16 protein-coding genes, 8 tRNA genes and 1 other annotated feature are annotated in these 21,255 nt (G+C 30.8%); of the genes, 7 read left to right on the forward strand and 17 right to left on the reverse strand.

Annotation, left to right across the window (positions count from 1 at the left end; translation table 11 throughout):
- Nucleotides 1–199 precede the first annotated feature (199 nt).
- Together J3477_RS15975 and J3477_RS15980 are read left to right on the forward strand one after the other, a co-directional pair.
- Nucleotides 200–1,114 (forward strand): polysaccharide deacetylase family protein, encoded by a 915-nt coding sequence (locus J3477_RS15975; RefSeq protein ID WP_206870966.1) that lies wholly within the window; start codon nt 200–202, stop codon nt 1,112–1,114.
- A 219-nt stretch (nt 1,115–1,333) separates the two neighbouring features.
- Nucleotides 1,334–2,263, forward strand: coding sequence for a polysaccharide deacetylase family protein (locus J3477_RS15980; protein ID WP_206870967.1), 930 nt, complete (start codon nt 1,334–1,336; stop codon nt 2,261–2,263).
- Nucleotides 2,264–2,343: 80 nt separating this feature from the next.
- Here J3477_RS15980 and rluF read toward each other — a convergent pair whose 3' ends face one another.
- The 3 genes from rluF to J3477_RS15995 form a co-directional block, all read right to left on the reverse strand.
- The gene (gene rluF, locus J3477_RS15985) at nt 2,344–3,123 is read right to left on the reverse strand and encodes a 23S rRNA pseudouridine(2604) synthase RluF (protein WP_206870968.1); all 780 of its coding nucleotides are present in this window, start codon (nt 3,121–3,123) and stop codon (nt 2,344–2,346) included.
- A 332-nt stretch (nt 3,124–3,455) separates the two neighbouring features.
- Nucleotides 3,456–4,478 carry an anti-sigma factor domain-containing protein gene (locus tag J3477_RS15990; protein ID WP_206870969.1) on the reverse strand — a complete coding sequence of 341 codons (1,023 nt, stop codon included), beginning with the start codon at nt 4,476–4,478 and terminating at the stop codon, nt 3,456–3,458.
- Between the two features lie 32 nt (nt 4,479–4,510).
- Nucleotides 4,511–5,119, reverse strand: a complete 609-nt coding sequence (locus tag J3477_RS15995; RefSeq protein ID WP_206870970.1) for a class D sortase — start codon at nt 5,117–5,119, stop codon at nt 4,511–4,513.
- 184 nt (nt 5,120–5,303) lie between these two features.
- On the opposite strand from J3477_RS15995, the gene J3477_RS16000 reads away from it, so the two are divergent.
- On the forward strand, nt 5,304–5,480 hold the full coding sequence (locus tag J3477_RS16000; protein WP_206870971.1) for a hypothetical protein: 177 nt from the start codon (nt 5,304–5,306) through the stop codon (nt 5,478–5,480).
- 248 nt (nt 5,481–5,728) lie between these two features.
- Entirely contained in the window at nt 5,729–6,196 is a 468-nt protein-coding gene (ispF, locus tag J3477_RS16005; protein ID WP_206870972.1) for a 2-C-methyl-D-erythritol 2,4-cyclodiphosphate synthase, read from the forward strand.
- 64 nt (nt 6,197–6,260) lie between these two features.
- Here ispF and J3477_RS16010 read toward each other — a convergent pair whose 3' ends face one another.
- From J3477_RS16010 to J3477_RS16055, 10 genes are all read right to left on the reverse strand, one after another.
- Nucleotides 6,261–6,638, reverse strand: coding sequence for a response regulator (locus tag J3477_RS16010; RefSeq protein WP_206870973.1), 378 nt, complete (start codon nt 6,636–6,638; stop codon nt 6,261–6,263).
- Nucleotide 6,639: 1 nt separating this feature from the next.
- Nucleotides 6,640–7,674, reverse strand: coding sequence for a sensor histidine kinase (locus J3477_RS16015; RefSeq protein ID WP_206870974.1), 1,035 nt, complete (start codon nt 7,672–7,674; stop codon nt 6,640–6,642).
- 223 nt (nt 7,675–7,897) lie between these two features.
- On the reverse strand, nt 7,898–12,874 hold the full coding sequence (locus J3477_RS16020) for an alpha-amylase family glycosyl hydrolase (RefSeq protein WP_206870975.1): 4,977 nt from the start codon (nt 12,872–12,874) through the stop codon (nt 7,898–7,900).
- Nucleotides 12,875–13,141: 267 nt separating this feature from the next.
- Nucleotides 13,142–13,495: a hypothetical protein gene (locus J3477_RS16025; protein ID WP_206870976.1), complete on the reverse strand. Its 354-nt coding sequence runs from the start codon at nt 13,493–13,495 to the stop codon at nt 13,142–13,144.
- A 461-nt stretch (nt 13,496–13,956) separates the two neighbouring features.
- Nucleotides 13,957–14,032 (reverse strand) — tRNA-Lys (locus J3477_RS16030).
- Nucleotides 14,033–14,037: 5 nt separating this feature from the next.
- A tRNA-Gly gene (locus J3477_RS16035) sits at nt 14,038–14,111 on the reverse strand.
- A 65-nt stretch (nt 14,112–14,176) separates the two neighbouring features.
- A tRNA-Gln gene (locus J3477_RS16040) sits at nt 14,177–14,251 on the reverse strand.
- A 119-nt stretch (nt 14,252–14,370) separates the two neighbouring features.
- A tRNA-Gln gene (locus J3477_RS16045) sits at nt 14,371–14,445 on the reverse strand.
- 5 nt (nt 14,446–14,450) lie between these two features.
- Nucleotides 14,451–14,527 (reverse strand) — tRNA-Arg (locus J3477_RS16050).
- Nucleotides 14,528–14,582: 55 nt separating this feature from the next.
- Nucleotides 14,583–15,257, reverse strand: coding sequence for a hypothetical protein (locus tag J3477_RS16055; protein WP_206870977.1), 675 nt, complete (start codon nt 15,255–15,257; stop codon nt 14,583–14,585).
- Between the two features lie 203 nt (nt 15,258–15,460).
- Here J3477_RS16055 and J3477_RS16060 point away from each other — a divergent pair, with 203 nt between their 5' ends.
- Nucleotides 15,461–15,862 (forward strand): HNH endonuclease, encoded by a 402-nt coding sequence (locus J3477_RS16060; RefSeq protein ID WP_206870978.1) that lies wholly within the window; start codon nt 15,461–15,463, stop codon nt 15,860–15,862.
- A 160-nt stretch (nt 15,863–16,022) separates the two neighbouring features.
- On the opposite strand, the gene J3477_RS16065 is transcribed toward J3477_RS16060, so the two are convergent.
- The 3 genes from J3477_RS16065 to J3477_RS16075 all read right to left on the reverse strand — a co-directional run bounded on the left by J3477_RS16065 (nt 16,023) and on the right by J3477_RS16075 (nt 16,324).
- Nucleotides 16,023–16,097 (reverse strand) — tRNA-Gly (locus tag J3477_RS16065).
- Nucleotides 16,098–16,100: 3 nt separating this feature from the next.
- Nucleotides 16,101–16,184 (reverse strand) — tRNA-Leu (locus J3477_RS16070).
- 65 nt (nt 16,185–16,249) lie between these two features.
- Nucleotides 16,250–16,324, reverse strand: a tRNA-Gly gene (locus J3477_RS16075).
- 182 nt (nt 16,325–16,506) lie between these two features.
- Between J3477_RS16075 and J3477_RS16080 the strand changes: the two genes are divergently transcribed.
- Entirely contained in the window at nt 16,507–16,770 is a 264-nt protein-coding gene (locus J3477_RS16080) for a hypothetical protein (RefSeq protein WP_183279077.1), read from the forward strand.
- 364 nt (nt 16,771–17,134) lie between these two features.
- Nucleotides 17,135–17,341 (forward strand) — a binding site (T-box leader).
- Nucleotides 17,342–17,489: 148 nt separating this feature from the next.
- A complete protein-coding gene (gene thrS / locus J3477_RS16085; RefSeq protein WP_206870979.1) occupies nt 17,490–19,427 on the forward strand; it encodes a threonine--tRNA ligase in 1,938 nt (645 codons plus the stop codon).
- A gap of 51 nt (nt 19,428–19,478) precedes the next feature.
- Here thrS and J3477_RS16090 read toward each other — a convergent pair whose 3' ends face one another.
- Complete coding sequence (locus tag J3477_RS16090; protein ID WP_206870980.1) at nt 19,479–21,173, reverse strand: M3 family oligoendopeptidase; 1,695 nt, start codon at nt 21,171–21,173, stop codon at nt 19,479–19,481.
- Nucleotides 21,174–21,255 lie beyond the last annotated feature (82 nt).

Consider the following 21,255-nt stretch of genomic DNA (forward strand, 5'->3'; position numbering starts at 1 on the left):
GGACTGAAAGTAAAAAAAATCTATATATTTTTAAATTTACTATATAGCATTTTAAATCCGCTTAAATATAGATGAACCTCTGCATACTTAAATTTATATTTTCAAATTCTCCGCACAAAGCTTAGAGGCATTTTGAAAATAGATTTTATTTTGAAGTCTTTCATCTTTATATCAAACTTTACGATAAAGGAGAATTTTTATGAATAAAAAAGATTCATTACTATCTATTGTATGTGTAATTATTACTACTTTGATTATCTTAGTTGTATTAATTGGTCAGTCATTAAGAATTGAAAACAAATTAGGTACTTTACCACAATTAAAAGTTGCTCAAGAAAATGAAAATATCCCTATAAAACCTGTGATATCTAATGATATATATTCTATTGAAAGATGCGCCTTCACTACTGAAAGTGTTCTTACTAAATTCGAAGGCGCTAAACTTACTACTGCGGATACTGGTGTTCCTATTTTATGCTATCATGATGTTAATCCCACTAAAGGTAATAATCTTTTACTTAATCCTGATAAATTTAAACAACAGATGAAATACTTAAAGGATAATGGTTTTTTTACACTTACATTAGATGAACTTTACGGATACTTAAGAGAAAATATAGCCATTCCATCAAAATCAATAGTACTAACCTTTGATGACGGTTATATAGGCAATTATACATATGCATACCCTATACTTAAAGAATTTGGATTTACTGCAACTATATTTATGATAAGTGAGTGTGTGGATAATGGTCCATACTTAACTTCTGGTCAAATTAAAGAGCTTTCAGAATATGGCATTGATATAGAAAGTCATACTACAGATCATTCCGATCTTACCAAACTTAGTTTATCAAAACAGATAGATATAATGAAAGAATCAAAACATTCACTTGAAAAACTCTTAAACAAACCAATTGACTATATAGCCTATCCTTATGGTAAACTAAATGATAACTCAAAGAAGGCTGCTGCTGCTGCAGGATATAAAATGGCTTTTAATGTTCAAGGAACTTTAACTGATAAGAGGGATAATATATACAACCTAGATAGATTTTACATAGGCAATAATTATTCTATGAGCGATTTCATAAGGATAGTTACCATGAAGTGAGCTTAAACTTTTCAATTATATATAGATGTACCACTTGGTAATAAAATTTATATTTTCAAAACTCCTCTCAGAACCCAGAGGAGTTTTGAAAATAGATTTTGGATCGAAGTGTTGCATCTTTGACCACTTTCCATTTGTATCTATTGTTTATTTGTAGAAATGACACTTATTATGTTATAATATGGGTATTAAATATTACACGTAAAAAGGATGGATTATATGAACAAGAAGGATACCTTTTTATCTATAGCATGCATAATTCTTGCTATATCTATTGTTTTTGTTGTATTTATAGGACAATCAGCAAAAAACCATAATAGTTCAGCTACTTTGGAGACAAAGAATACCAAAGATACTGCCAAGGAAACTGATAAAACACCGAGCACTACCGATAAAAATATTGATAATACTAAAAATACTTCAACAGATAATTCTAATAAAGATAGATTTTCAGGATTAAAGCTCACAAATGCTGATAATGGACTACCTATCTTGTGCTATCATGACATAAGTTCATCTAAAGGTTCAGATTTAGTTTTAGACCCTGCTAAATTCAAGGAACAAATGAAATACTTAAAGGATAACGGTTACTTTCCAATAACCTTAGACGAGCTTTATAGTTATCTTAAAGAAGATAAGGGGATACCTGAGAAATCAATAGTTATTACCTTTGATGATGGTTATTTAGGCACATATACATACGCTTTTCCTATCCTAAAGGAATTTGGATTTAAGGCTACTATATTTATGATAAGTGATTATGTAAATAATCCGTCATATTTAAGTGTTGAACAAATTAAAGAGCTCTCAAACTATGGTATAGATATACAAAACCATTTTGGTGAAGTTTCTAATATATCAAAGTTAAATATAAATAAACAAATTGATACATTAAAAAAGTCAAAACAAACTCTTGAAGGGTTTTTAAGTAAAAGTATAAGTTATGTAGCCTTCCCCGCTTCTAACTTAACTGAAGATTCAAAGAAAGCAGCAGAACAAGCAGGATACAAAATGTCTTTTAATCTTCAGAGCACTACATTAGCTTTAGCGGATAAGAAAGACAACATATATAATTTGGATAGGTTATACATAGGAAATAAACATACACTAAATGATTTTATTAAAATATTAAATACCAAGAAAAAATAACTCATAAAAATGGGCACTTACTGTTACCATATGATAACAGTAAGTGCCCATTTTTTATTCTATTGGAATTTATAACTCAATTAAATCGTAGACGCTTCTTCAGTTTTCACTGAATCAGAGATCAACTTATTTATGCCGTCTATCTCTTTTCTATTTAATTCTCTCCATTGTCCAATCTTCAAACCACCAAGATTAATATTCATTATTCTTATTCTTTCTAGCTTTACAACCTTATAACCAAAATACTCACACATTCTTCTGATTTGTCGATTTAATCCTTGAGTAAGTACTATTCTAAATACATTTTTGCCTTCTCTTTTTACAACACACTTCTTTGTTATCACTCCTAAAACAGGAACTCCTTTAGCCATATTAGTTATGAACTCATCTGTAATAGGTTTATTTACCGTTACAATATATTCTTTTTCATGATTATTACCAGCTCTTAAAATCTTATTAACTATGTCTCCATCATTAGTAAGCAAAATAAGCCCTTGTGAATCTTTGTCTAACCTTCCAATAGGAAATATTCTCTTTTTATGCTTCACAAAATCCACTATATTTCCTTTAATCTTTTTTTCAGTAGTACAGGTTATCCCCACAGGCTTATTTAAAACAATATAGACTGCTTCATTTTCTTTTGTAATTGGTTTTCCGTCTATTAAAACTTTTTGATTTAATCCTACTTTAGCTCCAGTAGTAGCAACTTGGCCATCTATACTTACTCTTCCTTGTTCTATTAATTTATCTGCTTCCCTTCTAGAACATATGCCAGTCTCACTTATATATTTATTTATCCTTAATTCTTCTTTCTTCTCATTATGTATAACTACATTTTTCTTCTTGGTGTTGCTATTCATCTATGAAATTCCTTTCAGTAATATATTCACGACATTCTCTATAATGTGTATGTACCACTTAGATTTAAGCTATGTTTAAGAATGTTGTTGAAATTAAGTGGTTATAAAGGAGATGCTATATGAGCGAGCTATTAGAATTAAATGATTTTTTCAGATGAAATGGCGTTAATAAACTGTACTGTTCGAACGTAGTGAGTTTACAGTTTTAGCCATGGAATATGAGAAAATCATATTAATTCTTTGCGTAAGCTCATTAAAGCATCGGATGTATAACCACTTAATTTCAACACGGTGCTTTAACAGCACCTAGATTTAAAATTATATTATAACAATTAGTAATCTATCTTTTTTTCATTGCCCATATTATTTATAGTTATTTTAATTTTCTTATTATCCTTTTGCTCATTATTATCTCGTATATATTGTTCTAGCATTTGCAAAGCATCCTCATTTAATTTATGCCCAGAAATAACTAATACTATATCTTTATCTGATAACTTTTTCTGTTCATTTAGATATTTAAAAAGCTTAGTAATTCCATCATCAACATTATCATGTAGTAACCTTAGGTCATCAATCATGTTTTGATTATTGGCGTTTTGAGAGTAAGCTTCATTTATCCTACCAAATCTATTTATTTCAAATACAATTTTAGCATTTGAATTAATAACTAAAGTTGTATAATTTTCATTATATAAATAAATAGCTACCGAACTTGCAACTATAATAATAACAGCTAAAAAAGCTACTATCTTGCTATAATGTTTAAAAGTTTTTCTTTCTTTCCCCTTCAGCTCTTGTCCTACTTTTTTATCTGAATCATTATTCTTTATTCTAATAAATTCTCCTATACTAGTGAGTATATCTGAATAATTTTTTTCATTTTTTATAGAAATCCCTGTATACTCCATATCATTTGAATTTAGTTTTACATTAGTTGATATACCACTTTCATCAACATTTCTCTCTTGGATATTAAGATATTCTCTAATATTAATATAATTTGGATTCGAGAATAATACAATATATGAAATTAAGTAATCTCTCCAATTTTCAATAATACTCCTAGAAGCACCTGTAACTCTGGAAAGCTTAGAAATCTGTATGTCTCTTTTAGAAACAACCTCTTCAAAAATCGCATTATTTTCTACTACAAATAAGGCTATATTCAGTAAATAATTTCTCGTCTCATACTTAGGGGTTCTATTTATAAGACTTTTATTTGTAATACCATATAATCTTAATTCTTTAATAAATAATGAAACTTGTTTGCCGTAAGAGAAATTAATATCTTTAACTACCTTTATTTTAGGTCTTGACGAAAATATATACTTGTCTTTACTAAATCCATCCATCTTTAATACTTCCTATAAACTTAAAGTAAAACTTATTTCTTTAAGCTTCCTTTCACAATAAGTCTTTGTTTAGCTCCAATAGTGCAAGTAACCAATGTTATTGTTTCATCCTTCGTAGGACTTAACACATCAACCTCATCTGGATTTACAATAAAACTTGTTGTTACTAAATACGTAAATTCTTTATCCTTAGTCTTTACTATTATTTCATCATTTTTTTCAAGCTTATTTAAGTCTTTAAAATATTCTGCATAGGTAAAATTTCTGTGACCAGCTAAACACAGGTTTCCTTTTTCTCCTGGTAATGCAGTATTTTTAAAATGCCCAACTGCATATCTGAGCAAATCATCATCTGTTCCTTCTCCAACTGCAACATTTATATCAATTTTAGGTATTATAAGCAATGCTATTGGTTTAACATTAGATTGATTATTTTTACTATCACTACTAGAATCTTTAACTGTACCTTTATCCTCATCTGCTCCTAAATCACTTTTGCTATCCTTCATTTTTTCAAAAGAGGCTCTAAGTTCAGCTTGCCTTTTATGGGCAGTATATTTCATAAAAATAGTAGCACCTATCATTGCTATTCCTGATACTATTAATATAACTGCAACTATATTAATAATTTTCTTTTTCATACACTTCCCCCTACTCATTTTTAAAAATTAATCATATACTATATTATAACATAGACTTGTTCTTAATTTTAACTATATAAAAAGTCTATAAAAGAAAATGACTTCGTTGTTAAAAGATTTTTTCTTAATATTCATACAATTTTATGTTATAATAATATTATAAAATATGTAGTGAGGTGATACCATGAAAAATAATGTAGTATATGTTGATTTTGCCCAGAGAAAGAAAGTAATTACCTCAGAAGAGTGCAAAACATCATTGTTTAGAAAATTAGCCGTAGGATTTAAGAGGATTTTTTCTGGTAAGTCAAACTCAAGAAAATATCTAGATACTGTATATAAAGCTAATACTATTTTATAACAAGCTCTTTGTAAACGTTTATAAGGCACTTGTTCATAATGTTATTGTTTTTACGGCTTCACATGCTATATAAGTTAATATATTATACTTCACACTATAATACACTTATGCTTAAAACTAACTCAAACAATTTTAATTGCTAATTAATATTCTTCAAGTGCTACTTATAAAAGTCTGAAAGCTGTCTATTACCTTAAGAATGTTTTTATGGTAGAATACTATTTAAATATGATTTTGAGGTGATAAACATGAGAATAGGCATGGGATACGATGTTCATAAGCTTGTAGAAGGAAGAGACCTTATAATGGGTGGGGTAAACATTCCATTTCATCTTGGTCTATTAGGACACTCAGATGCTGATGTACTGCTTCATGCTATTATGGATGCACTACTAGGAGCAGCTTCATTAGGGGATATCGGAAAGCACTTTCCTGATACCGATGATAAGTTTAAAGGAGCGTCTAGTATAAAATTGCTTTCGGAAGTAAACAAATTGCTATTAGACCATAACTATAAGATAGTTAATATAGACTCCACTGTTATTGCTCAAAGACCTAAACTTGCTCCTTTTATCTATGAAATGAGAGTAAATATTTCTTCTACTTTAGGTATTTCTATAGATCAAATTAATGTAAAGGCAACTACTGAAGAAGGTTTAGGTTTCACAGGTAATGGGCAAGGTATATCTGCACAAGCGATATGTTTAATAGATTGATTTAAATAGTAAATCACCTAACTAACATCTTGTTTTACAAGACTGCTAGTTAGGTGATTTATCCTTATTCAATATTTATATTTAAATATTCACAGGTGTTTATAAGCAAATACTCTGGATCAAAAGGTTTTGTTATGTACAAATTTGCTCCCAGTCCTATGCCTCTATTTATCTCCTTTTCTTGCGCTTTTGCCGTTATCATAAATATCTTAATACTCTCAAGCTCTGGGGATTGCTTTATTTTCTCAACAAATTGATACCCATTCATATTAGGTAAAGTAACATCTAAGAAAATTAAATCTGGTTTAATCTGCTGTACCATATATAGAGCATCCTCAGCATTATTGGCTTCACTAATCTCAATACCCTCTAATTCTTCAAGCGTCTGTTTTATTAATAGCCTTATATTATTATCATCATCTACTATCATTAACTTTTTCATATTATTCACCTTCTGTCTGATTTACAGGTATAGTAAAATAAAAAATGCTCCCTTTATTTACCACACTCTCAAGCCAAATACTCCCTCCATGCTTTTCAACAATAGCCTTACATATGACTAGTCCAAGACCTGACCCCTGAGATTTTTGAGAATCGTTTGGAATCTGCTCAAATCTTCTAAAAATCTTTGTATAATACCGCTCTGGTATACCTGCTCCAGTATCTTCAACACTTATAAGAACTTCATTTTCATTATACATTTGTGCTCTACAAATTATCTTACCTGTTTCAGTAAACTTAATTGCGTTAGATAGCAGATTAATTATAACTTGTAAAATTTTGTTTTTATCCACATATACTAGCGGAATATTTTCATCGATTTCATCATTTAGCTCTAAATTCTTATTGTCTAAAAGAGAATAAGATATAAGTATACCTTTACTTATTATCTCTCTCAAATCTGTCTGCTCTACTTTCCAATCGATTTTATCTGATCTAAGCTTTGAGAAATCCAGTAAATTATTTATAAGTGAAGTCAATCTCTCACTTTCTGATATTATAATTTCTATATTCTCGCTTATCTTATTTATACCTAAAATTGCTTTACTAATTTCGGTTTTATCACTCTGTTCATTATTATTTTCATTTGTTATAAACGGAATTATCATCTTATTAAGCCTTCTATTTATTATTTTTGCAAATCCTATAATAGATGTAAGTGGTGTTCTTAACTCATGAGATACATCTGATAATAGCTCAAACTGCTCTTCTTCGCTTTTTTTATAAACTATCAATCTATTTATTGTGTCTTCATGCTCATTTATTATATTTTCAAGCTTCTTTATTTCATAACTTTTTAAATTATAAGCTATAAATAATATAATTGTTACTACTACTAATATACTACAAAATAATACTATGCTGTATTTAAAGCTTTCTCTAATGCTTAGACAATAATAACATATAACTATTACAATTACCTGCATGATCATTATTAAAGATATTAATTTAAGTCTACTTATCTTGTTGTTGAACATAAATACCTCCAAAAGTCGTAATAAATATCTAAAATGATTACTTTTAAAATTAATGCTCTAGATTCTTTAACAATAAATCAATATTTTAAGGATTTATAAGATATAAATTTATCATACCGGCAATCTTAACTTTACTTTCTATCAATATAACGTGAAGAGGGCCTGCCTTTATGACATGCCCCCTCTACTTCATTATAATGTAATTTTAACTCATGCAAGCTACTTATTCAACGGCTTTTTTTCTTTTTGTTACTAATAATACTCCTGCTACAATAAATACTGTTGCAAATAATAATAAGCTTGTAGTTGATATGCCTCCAAGTTTAGCTATTTGACTCACTCCATTGCCATTAGCAGCACTACTATTATTTCCTGTGTTAGAAGTTACACCATTGCTTGCTGAACCACTATTATTCTGTCCGTTATTTGATGAACTATTATTTCCAGTATTACCACTGTTACTATTTCCATTGTTATTGTTGTTACTATTTCCATTACCACTTCCATTATTGTTGTTTCCTGTGTTTCCGCCATTATTGCTACTTTCAAGCTTTTTGTCAGTAATTAGATAGTCGCTACAATGTGTGGTCACAAAAGAAATATATCCATCTTTAACAGTACTCTTACTAATAAGATTTAATGAACCAGTCTTATCAATATAATAAACATATAAATCTTTATCATTATACTCACTATCTATCTTTTGCTTTACAGTTACATTAGTACCAAACTTACCTTCCGGAAGATTATTTTCCATTCTTAATTCAAAAGCTAATTTTGGAGAATAATCCTTCTTTATACTCTTTAAAGCTTCTTGATTTTCTAAAGTATCGTAAGTTCTAAACATCAAACCTGTAAGTCCAAAATTAGTAAGAATATCGTAAAGCTTACTTGAGTCTTCAATAGTTATTGTGGTGTCCCCTCTTTGTATTACTGGCTTTACATTATTCCTTGTAGCCTCATTGAATATAGCTCTAGCTACTTCTTCAATCTGGCTTGAAACAACCACTTCTTTACCAGCATTAGACGCTTTACCTACTTCTGCTATAACATCTTTATCCTTTATAGGAGCCTTGGTCTCCTTTACTATAAAGCTTGGGTCATAGGCAGCTTTTAATGCATCTGTATTTATTGTTATATCCTTAACTTTATCTACAAGTATTACTCCACCAACTGCTGGAACTTTAACTGTAATTTTTCCATTCTCTACTACGTAACTTTCATTTTTGTTGAGTATATTAGTTAGCTTAGTTCCATTGCTTATTCCTTTAGCTTCTAAAGTCATTTCTACTGTTGTTGTCTTTCTATTAGCAACCACTAGTGCTTTATTTTCCTCGTTAATTCTAGTAAATGCTATTACATCATTTAAACTATCTTTATCTACATCAATAGAACTTATATCTCCAGTTCTAAGAACACTATAAGCATTTCTAATATTAGCTAAAGTAGCGTACCATTCTACAATATCCTTATCCCCTTTTCCCCAGATCATGCCTCTTCTATTGTCTGGATCATCAGCGCCAACAATTCCTGCTTCATCACCATAATAGATACATGGTGCTCCTGGATAAGTCATTTGTAAGAAAGGTACTAATCTCAACTTCTGTTTAGCTAATTCAGATGCCTCTCCTGCAATTCCTCTTTGACTTTTTTGCCAACCATCTAATGCAGATAACACTCTTTGAGTATCATGAGAATCAACTAAATTAAGCATTGCTTCGAAAGCTTCCTTTGGATATTGTTCTCTCATCTTTTCTAATTCTTTTACCGAATCTGTTGCTGAAGTTACTGTTTTATTATCATCTTTAGTTCCTTTTGCAAAATCAAGGACTGCACCTCTAAATCTATAGTTCATTACAGAATCATACATATCACCAAGAATATATCTTGATGCATCAGTCCAAATTTCTCCTATTATGACATTGTCTCCTTCAGACTTTACTGCACCTCTGAAGTTTCTCCAGGTTTCATCTGAAACTTCATTTGCAACATCTAGCCTCCAACCATTTGAACCTTGTCTTAGCCATAATCTAGATATAGCATCTTGTCCATCAATTATTTCATTTGCCCAAGACTTCACCTGATATTCTGATCCGTTTAAAGCTTGTATAACTGGCATTGAATCATATCCCCACCAGCCTTCATAGCTATAATGTTCAGTTGGAAGACCAGAATCTACCTTTTCATTCTCAACTTTGAACCAATCTTTGTAGTGTAAATCTGTTATTCCCTTTGAGGCCAAATCAGCAGTCACCTGTTTCTCAGCATCTTGCTGACTTAGATTTTGTAAATTCATTAGGTCATAGACTCTGGACCAATATTGATATGCTCCTATTGGTTTATTCTTAGCCATATATTTATCATACCTATCAAAGTATACTGAATCATCAGATACATGGTTGAATACTCCGTCTAATATTATGTGCATACCTCTTTCACTAGCTGCTTTTGTAAGGTTCGCAAAGTCTTGCATGTTTCCTAGCAATGGATCTACCTTTGAGTAGTCAGTAGTGTCATATCTATGACTGGAAATAGATTGTCCAACAGGGTTAAAATAAAGTATATTAACCCCAAGAGCCTTAAGATAATCAAGTTTCTTTTCTACACCTTTAAGGTCTCCCCCGTACATCTCATTACTCCAGTTACCATCACCTACTGTTCCCTTATAATCAGGGTTTATCTTTGGATTTCCATTTTCATCTTTTATCACATTTCCATCTTTATCTTTTAAATATTCAAGTTCAGGATCTTCAGTTATACTATACCAGTTTGTGTAAAATTCATATGGAGTCATTCCTCTTGAAAGCTTTTGCAAGAAATCATTATCAGTATCTCCATCAAAAAATCTATCAGGGAATATCTGATATACAACACCATTTTTCATCCAATCTGGAGTCTTAAAATCTTTCTTATAAATATTTAAACCATACTCCAATATGGATGATAAATCTCCAGCCTTACCTGTTCCAAAATATCCATCATCGTCACTATAGGTTTTTACATCTGATCCATTGGATATAACAAAATAATAGCTATATTGACCTATAGTATTAAGGGTAAACTTAGCAGTCCATTTATCATGGCTATCATCAAAGATACCGTTTTTGCTCATCTCATATTTATTTATTCCTTCTGGACCTTTTACAATTACCTTAGCCTCTGTTAAATCATTTTTAGCAGCTTTTAAATTAAAAGTTAATTCTTCCCCTTCTTTTGCTGCACCAAATGGTAATTTATAATCTGAACTTCTAGAGTCAAAGGAAACTTCATTTTCATTAATTTTCACTGTAGCAGCATCATTAAAAATCGTCTCAGTTACTGGATCAAAGTTTATTGATACTAGCTTATCTTCTGAGAGTTCTATAGGATTAACCTTATAAGTTTTATCACCACATTCTATTACTAATTTATCATGGATTCCTTTTTTCAAATTTAGTTCAGCTGAATAAATTCCCTTATAGTCATTATCCTCAAGCTTAACCTTTTCAGAAAGTTCAGGACCATTTATAAAGGCATCTACCATTATATAGCTGGTTGAATCAACCACAAAGTGGCTATCATCGTTATAATAGAATGTTACATCTCCAACCTTTGAAACAACAAGTGGAATGTTAGATCCATCTTTTACAGCCTTCTGTCCATAATTTTCAGTCCAGCTTCCCATCGCTATCTTATATTCATAACTTCCAGATGGAACATCTTTTAAAGTAAGCTTATACTTTCCATTTCCTGCATATTCCATTGCAGTTTTATCTGAACCAGCAGTCCATGCTGATTCTCCTGCAACTGTTTGAATAGTACCTGCTATAACTACTTTTCTACCTGAAAAACCTGCAAACTTATATATAGAGTTACCATCCTTTTGATCTTGTACTGATGGGTCCGTTATCCAATTGCCATCAACTATAAATTTATATTGGATTTCCTTTGCAGCATCACCAACTCTAACTGAAGTTGACCATATTCCATCAGCATCTTTAACCATCTTGATTTTATTATTTTGCCAATTTGTTATATCTCCAGCCAAATAAACTTCCTTGGCATTTAAATCTTTATATAAAAACTTCACAGTACCATTATCATTTACAACTGGTCCACTTAGCTCTACTGGTGGCTTAGGAACACTTTTAAGCCCTAATAGCTCAGCTATTTTTGTATAGTCATTTATGGAATCATAAACAAGCTTATTTTTTTCATCAGCAACAAACACCACCTGTTTTCCACCACTTGGTATTGTTATTTTTACATTTGGTCCTGCTGGAACTCCACCATCATCCCAAGAATAGTTATTAAGTATCTTATACTCAAAATTACCACCACTCGCAAAATATCCTGAGTATATAAACAATCCTGCACTACTTAATGGTGTTAACTCCCACCCCTTTTCATCTGTCTTCCAATCAACAGATTGACCACTCTGTCTTATAGTTCCAATCACTGATGGAATTTTTAAATATTCGGGAACAGCTATATCATTACTTGCATAACCTTGTAAATAATCTGCAAAAATAGTTATTTTATTAGTTCCTTTTGGGATAATTACCTTTACATTATCTCCGTTATTTCCAACCTCTCCATTACTCCATGCACCGTTAAAAGCCACTTTATATTGAAGTTCGTAATCGTTTGCTTTAGCAGAATCTTTTATTTCAAAAGTTTTACTATAGATTCCCCCACCAATATAATCAAGCTTAAAATTATCATCTCCAGGATTCCAAGACTTACCATCATTTAATAGATTGTCTATGTTACCAGTTAGTATGGCTTTTGTTTTAAATTGATCTGCATTATTTATAGAATCATATACTTTCTTTTGTTTATAATCGAATCTAAAATATACCTTTGCATCAATGTCTAATTTTAGTTTTATATTGTCGCCACTCTTAATTCCGTCTTTGCCATAATTCTCATCAAAAGATTTGTTCATGGCAACTTTATATTCATAATTTCCTGCTTTTAGGTCTAATGAGATTTCGTATATTCCATTTTTATATTCTTTCATAAGACCCTTCAAATTAGATGGATTCCACTGATCTGATTTCTCCGTAAAGAAATCTCCCACAATGTTTGCCATGGCATCAGCTTGTACTGTAACTTCATCTTCTGCCATAACAGGCTTCACATAAATATTACTAAACAAAGTAATAAATAATGTGAGGCAAGCGAATAAACTTAGAGCTTTGTAATACCTTTTTCTCATATTCATCCCCCTCATACTTTTGTGCAATCGATTGCATCTTTGTACGAAATCGTTTGCACTGTAATTATATTATACATGTTCATAATAATATTTCATTTGTGAGTTCATATGAATTATTTGAATACTTTTTATACAAAATCCCATATTATGTAATATTTTTTTAAGTGAAAATACCACTTTGCAGTTAATCAGTTAAATACGTATAGTCCTAAAAACCGTACGTATTAACTTGACTACAAAGTGGTACATCTTTAAATTAGACCAAAACTAAAATGTTTCTAGTTGATCTTTTCTATTAGCTTGTTTATCCTTGATATTGTTGAGGTCTTTTGTTGACATATTTTCTCCATTATTCTTTATGTATCCTGCAGCATTTGTCATGTTATCAATTATATTTTGCTGCTCATCTTCTTTATAATTATCACCATATACAATCTTGTCCTTTAGGGTGTCTATTTCTCTTCTTCTTGCATTTTGTATTTCTTCAGCATGTTTCATTTGCTCAGAAGATATTATATCTTGATTTTGCTCTATATGTCTTTCTGTCCTTGTATACTTCTCAACAGTATCCACTATTTGATTTATTCTATTTTCTACTTCTTGTTTTCTTCCATCATTCATAATTATTACCTCCTTAAAAACTCTTTCATATAAATGTGCTAAAGTTTATAGTACTAATAATTTAATGATATGTTTTGGAATACTGCTAAAATCAAGTGACTTTTCGGAAGTTTATTAAAGCATTGAATAACCAAATTACTTAACTTCAGCAGTGGAACTTAATATTGAAATGGTTCAATTATATTTTGCACCTAAGCAATCTAATAATACTTATAAATAAATTCATAGTTTATTTATTTTAACCTTCTTAAGAATCCGTAACCATTATTTATTTTAATTATTAATCATATAATTAAACCTTCAATGAACCTTAAAATAAACAAATTTAAAAAACAAAAAACATCTACCACTTTCGTAAAGGCAGATGCGCAAAAAACTCACTTATGCAGATCTATTCAGCAATTTTTTTATTTAAATATTTTTTAAATCAAAAAAAATCATAATCACTTGATTACGATTTTTGGTGCACCATCAGGGACTCGAACCCGGGGCACCCTGATTAAGAGTCAGGTGCTCTACCAACTGAGCTAATGGTGCCTATTTGGAGCGGGTAGTGGGAGTCGAACCCACCTTTTCAGCTTGGAAGGCTGGAGTATTACCGATATACGATACCCGCATATTAAACTCTACAAATATTATAAATCAATTTAAAACTACTTGTCAACATTTTTTCAAATAAATTGGCTGGGGTGGTAGGATTCGAACCTACGACTGGCGGAGTCAGAGTCCGCTACCTTACCGCTTGGCGACACCCCAATGTCAACATTAATAATTTTATCACTACATTGAATATTTGTAAATATATACATATATAAGTTTAGATAAAAATTATTTCAAATCTTAAAGAATAAAAAAATAGCACGTATAACGTGCTTTGGCTGGGATGGCAGGATTCGAACCTACGGATAATGGAGTCAAAGTCCATTGCCTTACCGCTTGGCGACATCCCAAAATATGGTGCGTCTTAAGGGATTCGAACCCCTGGCCCACGCCTTAGAAGGGCGTTGCTCTATCCAGCTGAGCTAAAGACGCATTTCAAACAAAATATATTTTAATATATTTTTAACAATATGTCAACAGTTATATTTTACACAATCTCTGTCAAATCTCTTGTTAAAGTTAACTTTAGTTTTTCACCACTAATTGGATTCTTATGAACCTGCTTACATAGTTCTATCCAGTTTTCTTCACTCATTCCAATCTTTTTCTCAAAGTCATCTTCACTATCAGTTTGTAGGTTAGTATTTATAATAAATTGACCTAACTCAGATGCAGATGAAAATACCTTCATATATAGAAATGTATCTATGTCTCCTAACCAGCTCATATTGAACTCTCTAGAAAACTTTTTTAATTCTTTCATAACTTTATCGCTCGGAACATCCCATAATGATTTGATAAACGCTATTTGTTTTTTCATTATAGCTGCCTCTGATTGACTTAACTTCGCATCCTTTAATCCCTCAGATATAATTTTTTCAGCATTCAGTTGAGAAAACTCAGCTATATTTTTATATTTTCCTTCTATCCATTTATAAAATGCTTCTGGAAGCAAGCAATATTGTATATATCCTAATAACATTTTTGCCTTGGGTATTGGAGTCCAAACACTTTGTATTCCAGACTTTCTTGTAAAAATTACATAATGCATATATACAGTTTTTTCTGTTATAGGTTCGTTTTCGAATATTCTAGATTTTAAAGTTTTATTATTTCTTACTAGTTTATCCCAATAATCTATAGAGTTATAAGTTACTATCATTTAACCACTTCCTCTCTAAATATGTAAACCTTTTCTATTTAATTATATTTCATACTACCTTTTAATGCAATATAAAAAACCCTTTGCTTCAGATTTATTAGTGCCATTTATGTAATAGAAATCCAACTTTTCAACATTTACATGCTTGATTGAATCAATAGTTCATGATATTTTATAATTATAAAATATTCAGGAGGAATCATATGTACCGATGCGAGATCTGTGGAAAATCAGCAGATATTCATCATATCGTTTATAAGAGTGAAGGCGGACTTGATATAATGCTAAATTACAAATATTTATGCCACAGCCACCATCGTGGCAAAGATGGTCCCCATAGAAATAATGCAGTCAATTTAAAATATAAAGTTGAATTACAGGATAAACTCCAAACCATTTTATTTAAAGAACATTATACTTTTATCGATTTATTAAGGATATTGGAAATAAACAATAACTCTTTAAAAAAACTAGTAAGAAATATAAAACTGTTTAAAGAAGGTTATAAATCCAAAGATATCATTTTTCAAATAATGGGGCAAAAATCATACACCAGTGAAATGATAGAAGATTTTATATTAGAAAAAATACTTTCTAATTACTAATATTATATTCACTACTATCTTATTGTTTGTATATAAATATAAAAATATATTAAAATAGTCAAAATCATAAAACTTTTTATGATTTTGACTATTTTAATATTAGCACTAACAATATTATTTTGTAAAACGAAAAAAGCAGCTTTCTAGCTGCTTTTTTATTTGGAGCGGAAGACGGGACTCGAACCCGCGACCTTCACCTTGGCAAGGTGACACTCTACCATTGAGTCACTTCCGCAAGTGGTGCAGATGAAGGGAGTCGAACCCCCACGCCGTAGGCGCTAGATCCTAAGTCTAGTGCGTCTGCCAATTCCGCCACATCTGCATTGCTCACAAAAAATATTATACACTATTTAGAAATAAAATCAATAGTTTTCTATATTATTTTTTTGGAGCGGCAAACGGGATTTGAACCCGCAGCCTTCACCTTGGGAAGGTGACACTCTGCCGTTGAGTTATTGCCGCTCATAATTCACAGTAACATTTTACCATATTAATCATACATTGTAAATATATGGTGATACTATTGCTATTTAGTAAATTAAGACATCGATGATTTTTTAACTTGTCATTTTTTTATAATTAGTTATATTACCTGATTATTATTAATATAATTCATAAGAAATAATATTTGGAGGAACTATCCTATGAAAAACTTAGATGAAATCTTATTAGAAGAGGTAAAAAGGGCACTTACCGAGCTATACAATGACTATTCAGAAATTACCACAATTGGAATTATAGAAAAAATCACAGGTTCCCCATATACACCTTCATATAGTACAAACAATATTGGGCTCACAAGTTTTATAAGCAATTATGAAAACGAACTAGGCTTGGAATTTCTAAATTACGAAAGCTCTTATTGTAATGAATATAACTCACAAACTGCAGTATGGAGATTTAAATAAATAACATTCTTACATTTCTTAATATGTTGTTTTATTATATATTTCACAACTCTAAATTATGATATTTACAAAAAAGTTTACATAATTGAACTATATTATGCAGATATTATAATTTAAATTTTCAGTGTCTCCTACCGCCCTTAATCTCTTTAAGTTAAGAAAGAAAAACACATTGAAAACTATGTATGTTTTTTAAATAGAACTTATTTATAGATAACCCAGTTCCAAGGAAAATCTATCAGGTTAATTTAATATTATAGTTAAATGTATTTTTAATGTGCTTTTTAAATAATGTAAATAGGCTATCTATTAAATACTTGACATTAAAATAAAATAAACTTATAATTTATAAAAAATAGCTAAGTTTAATTCTATGAAGAGAAGAGTAAGCTTTGGTACATTTGCAGAGAGAAAATACATTTGCTGTGAGTATTTTTATATGGAATTAGCTGAAAACTAACTCTGAGTGACTTTAATAAAGTTCGTGAAAATCGCGTTAAGATTACTAAAGTGACTTGTTTTTCAAGTAATTTGGGTGGAACCACGGGAATAGTATTCTCCCGTCCCTTTGTATAGGGACGGGAGTTTTTTATTTTGTCTTCAATACTGTCCTTTTCAAGTTTAATTTATATTTAAACGTACTTCTATCTGTATTCCACGGAATATGAGTTTAAACTTAGGACTATTATATAAATTTCATTATGAAGGGAGATTCACAAATGGTAAAAATAACTCTTAAAGATGGATCAGTTAAAGAATTTGAAGCTGGTTTATCAGTTTATGAAATTGCCAAAGGCATAAGTGAAGGTCTTGCAAGAGTAGCTTGTTGTGGCATCGTTAATGACAAGGTGGTTGATCTAAGATTTAAGGTTGATGCTGACTGCAACTTGAGCATTTGTACTTTTGATTCACAAGAGGGTAAGGATGCGTTTAGACATACAACATCTCATATATTAGCATATGCGGTTAAAAGACTGTTCCCTGAAACTAAATTAGCTATAGGTCCTTCTATAACTAGTGGTTTCTATTATGACTTTGATAAAGACAGTTCTTTTTCAGCAGCTGATTTAGTAAAACTAGAGGAAGAAATGAAAAAAATCATAAAGGAAGATGCTGCAATTGAAAGATTTGAACTTCCAAGACAAGAGGCTTTAAAGCTTATGGAAGAAAAAAATGAATCTTATAAAGTAGAATTAATTAACGATCTTCCAGAAGACGAGATTATATCTTTCTATAAGATAGGTGACTTTACTGACTTGTGTGCTGGCCCACACTTAATGTCATTAAAGCCAATAAAGGCTTTTAAACTTCTTAGAAGTGCTGGTGCTTATTGGAGAGGAAACGAAAAAAATAAGATGCTTACAAGAATATACGGCACTTCCTTCCCAAAAAAATCAGAACTAGACGAACATTTAGCAGCATTAGAAGAAGCTAAAAAAAGAGATCATAACAAATTAGGTAGAGAGTTAAATTTATTCACTACTGATGAAAATGTAGGTCAAGGTCTTCCTCTATTAATGCCTAAGGGTGCTAAAGTTATTCAAGTTCTTGAAAGATGGATAGAGGATGAGGAAGAAAGAAGAGGTTACCTTCTTACAAAAACTCCTTTTATGGCTAAGAGTGATTTATATAAAATATCTGGTCACTGGCAACATTATAAAGACGGAATGTTTGTTTTAGGTGATGAGGAACATGACAGTGAAGTGTTTGGTTTAAGACCTATGACTTGCCCATTCCAATTTTCAATATATAATTCAGAACAACACAGCTATAGAGATCTTCCTCTTAGATATGCTGAAACTTCTACTCTATTTAGAAATGAAGCTTCAGGAGAAATGCACGGACTTACAAGAGTTAGACAATTTACTTTAGCAGACGGTCATATTGTATGTACTCCTGAACAAGTTGAACAAGAGTTTAAGGATGTAGTAGATTTAATAAAATACGTTATGTCTACATTAGGGATTCAAGATGATATTTCCTACAGATTCTCAAAATGGGATCCTAATGATAAGGAAAAGTATATCAACAACCCTGAAGCTTGGGAAAACACTCAAGACTTAATGAGAGAAATCCTTAATCATTTAGAAATTGATTACGTTGAAGCTGAAGGTGAGGCAGCATTCTATGGACCGAAACTTGATATTCAAGCTAGAAATGTTCATGGAAAAGAAGATACTATAATAACAGTACAAATTGACTTTGCTTTAGCTGAAAGATTCAATATGACTTATATAGATAAGAACGGCGAAAAGAAACTTCCTTATGTAATCCATAGAAGTTCAATTGGGTGCTATGAAAGAACTCTAGCAATGCTTATCGAAAAATACGCAGGCGCTCTACCAACATGGTTAGCTCCAGTTCAAGCTAAAGTACTTCCTATATCAGATAAGTATAATGATTATGCAGAATCTGTTGTTAAATCATTGAGACTTAAAGGTATAAGAGTTGAGGGTGATTACAGAGCTGAAAAAATTGGTTATAAGATAAGAGAAGCTTCTGTTGATAAGACGCCTTATATTCTTATAGTTGGAGAAAAAGAAGTAGAAAATAATTCAGTATCTGTTAGAAGTAGAAAAGCTGGCGATGAAGGTTCACTAGAATTAGTTGGATTCATCGAAAGATTAGTTAAAGAAGATGCTACTAGAGAACATTAAAAAAAAGAACTCCTTCCTGGAGTTCTTTTTTATTTAATATCTTTTAGAATATTAGAGTTTCTTATCGTCTACTGAGTCCAGCCACTGATCTATAGAAGTTATTATTGAACTTACACAATCGTCCTCAAATGGAGATTTCAAGTTTGCATAATTAACTAGTTCTAAGAATGATTTTGTTCCTCCAACTTTACAAAGCTCTACGTAGTCTTTCCACGCGTCTTCTCTATCTTCATTAGCTCTTTTCCAGAATTGAAGCGCGCAGATTTGAGCTAAAGTATAATCTATATAATAGAAAGGAGAGGTAAATATGTGAGATTGTTGGAACCACCATCCCCCTCTTTCTAAGAAATCACAACCATCATAATTTTTGTGTGGGAGATATTTTTTTTCTATTTCTCTCCAAGCTGTCTTTCTCTCTTCTGGAGCTATATCAGGATTTTCATAAACAAAGTGTTGGAATTCATCAACAGTAACTCCATAAGGTATAAACTTTATAGCACTTCCTAAATGTATAAACTTATATTTATCTGTATCTTCTTTGAAGAATAAATTCATCCATGGCCAAGTAAAAAATTCCATACTCATTGAATGAATCTCACAGCTTTCATAAGTAGGGAAATTACACTCAGGTATCTCTATCCATCTAGAGGAATAAACTTGAAATGCATGCCCCGCTTCGTGTGTCAATACATCCACATCTCCTGATGTTCCATTGAAGTTAGAAAAAATAAACGGAGACTTGTAATCTGGTATATAAGTACAATATCCACCGCCTGCTTTCCCCTTCTTAGTAACTAAATCTAATAACTCTCCATCCACCATAAAATTGAAGAACTCTTTAGTTTCTGGGGATAATTCTGAATACATTTTTACACCATTAGCTACTATCCACTCCGGATCACCTTTTGGTATTGCGTTTCCACTTAAAAACTCGAATTTTTCATCATAATAACTTAACTCATCTACCCCTAGCCTTTTAGTTTGCCTATCATAAAGCTTCAAGGCTGCTGGAACAATATAATCCTGAACTTGTTTTCTAAAATTAGAAACCATTTGTGGATTATAGTCACTCCTCATCATTCTTACATATCCTAATTCTACAAAGTTCTTAAATCCTAACTTTCTTGCTATTTTCGTTCTTACTTTTACCAGATCATCATATATTCTATCTATTTCAGCCTCATGTCGTACGAAATAATCATATTTAGCCTGAGAAGCTTCTTTTCTAACTTCTCTATCTTTACTCTGTATAAAAGGTACTAATCCCGAAAGATTTTTCTCTTCTCCTTTAAACTGAATTTTTGCAGAAGCAATCAGCTTAGTATATTCTGATGCTAGCTTATTTTCTAGTTGCAGATCCTCAATAACTTCTGGAGAAAATGCTTTCAAAGAAAACTCAGCTAAAGTAAAAAATTGCTTACCTAGCTTTTCTTCAAGGCTATTCCTAAACTGAGAGTTAACTATTTCCTTATAAAATATTGAATTTAATTCCTCATATAATGGAGAGTATTCATCCCAGTAATTTTGTTCATCATCATAATATTGATCTTGCGTATCAATTGTATGCCTTATACTTGTTAATGTGTTCATAGTTTGAATATGATTTCTAAGTTCATTTACGTTTTTTATCCACTCATATTGTTGCTCTGAACTACTTGAAGCTCTTAATCTAGCTATGTGAGCGTTAAACAGCTCTTTAACTTCTTCATAATTAGGTCTTTCATACTTAAAATCCCTGAATTTCATTATTAATGCCCCCTGTATTAATAAATTACTTTTATACTTAAAACAAAAGTATATTTTTAACATTATTTCTAATATTATACCA

This window comes from Clostridium zeae (assembly GCF_017312485.1).
Lineage (GTDB): Bacteria > Bacillota > Clostridia > Clostridiales > Clostridiaceae > Clostridium_AR > Clostridium_AR zeae.

Bases quoted from the DNA above. Each gene is read 5' to 3' on its own strand.
- J3477_RS15975 (WP_206870966.1), top strand. From the start codon at position 200: ATGAATAAAAAAGATTCATTACTATCTATTGTATGTGTAATTATTACT.
- J3477_RS15980 (WP_206870967.1), top strand. From the start codon at position 1,334: ATGAACAAGAAGGATACCTTTTTATCTATAGCATGCATAATTCTTGCT.
- rluF (WP_206870968.1), bottom strand. From the start codon at position 3,123: ATGAATAGCAACACCAAGAAGAAAAATGTAGTTATACATAATGAGAAG.
- J3477_RS15990 (WP_206870969.1), bottom strand. From the start codon at position 4,478: ATGGATGGATTTAGTAAAGACAAGTATATATTTTCGTCAAGACCTAAA.
- J3477_RS15995 (WP_206870970.1), bottom strand. From the start codon at position 5,119: ATGAAAAAGAAAATTATTAATATAGTTGCAGTTATATTAATAGTATCA.
- J3477_RS16000 (WP_206870971.1), top strand. From the start codon at position 5,304: ATGAAAAATAATGTAGTATATGTTGATTTTGCCCAGAGAAAGAAAGTA.
- ispF (WP_206870972.1), top strand. From the start codon at position 5,729: ATGAGAATAGGCATGGGATACGATGTTCATAAGCTTGTAGAAGGAAGA.
- J3477_RS16010 (WP_206870973.1), bottom strand. From the start codon at position 6,638: ATGAAAAAGTTAATGATAGTAGATGATGATAATAATATAAGGCTATTA.
- J3477_RS16015 (WP_206870974.1), bottom strand. From the start codon at position 7,674: ATGTTCAACAACAAGATAAGTAGACTTAAATTAATATCTTTAATAATG.
- J3477_RS16020 (WP_206870975.1), bottom strand. From the start codon at position 12,874: ATGAGAAAAAGGTATTACAAAGCTCTAAGTTTATTCGCTTGCCTCACA.
- J3477_RS16025 (WP_206870976.1), bottom strand. From the start codon at position 13,495: ATGAATGATGGAAGAAAACAAGAAGTAGAAAATAGAATAAATCAAATA.
- J3477_RS16055 (WP_206870977.1), bottom strand. From the start codon at position 15,257: ATGATAGTAACTTATAACTCTATAGATTATTGGGATAAACTAGTAAGA.
- J3477_RS16060 (WP_206870978.1), top strand. From the start codon at position 15,461: ATGTACCGATGCGAGATCTGTGGAAAATCAGCAGATATTCATCATATC.
- J3477_RS16080 (WP_183279077.1), top strand. From the start codon at position 16,507: ATGAAAAACTTAGATGAAATCTTATTAGAAGAGGTAAAAAGGGCACTT.
- thrS (WP_206870979.1), top strand. From the start codon at position 17,490: ATGGTAAAAATAACTCTTAAAGATGGATCAGTTAAAGAATTTGAAGCT.
- J3477_RS16090 (WP_206870980.1), bottom strand. From the start codon at position 21,173: ATGAAATTCAGGGATTTTAAGTATGAAAGACCTAATTATGAAGAAGTT.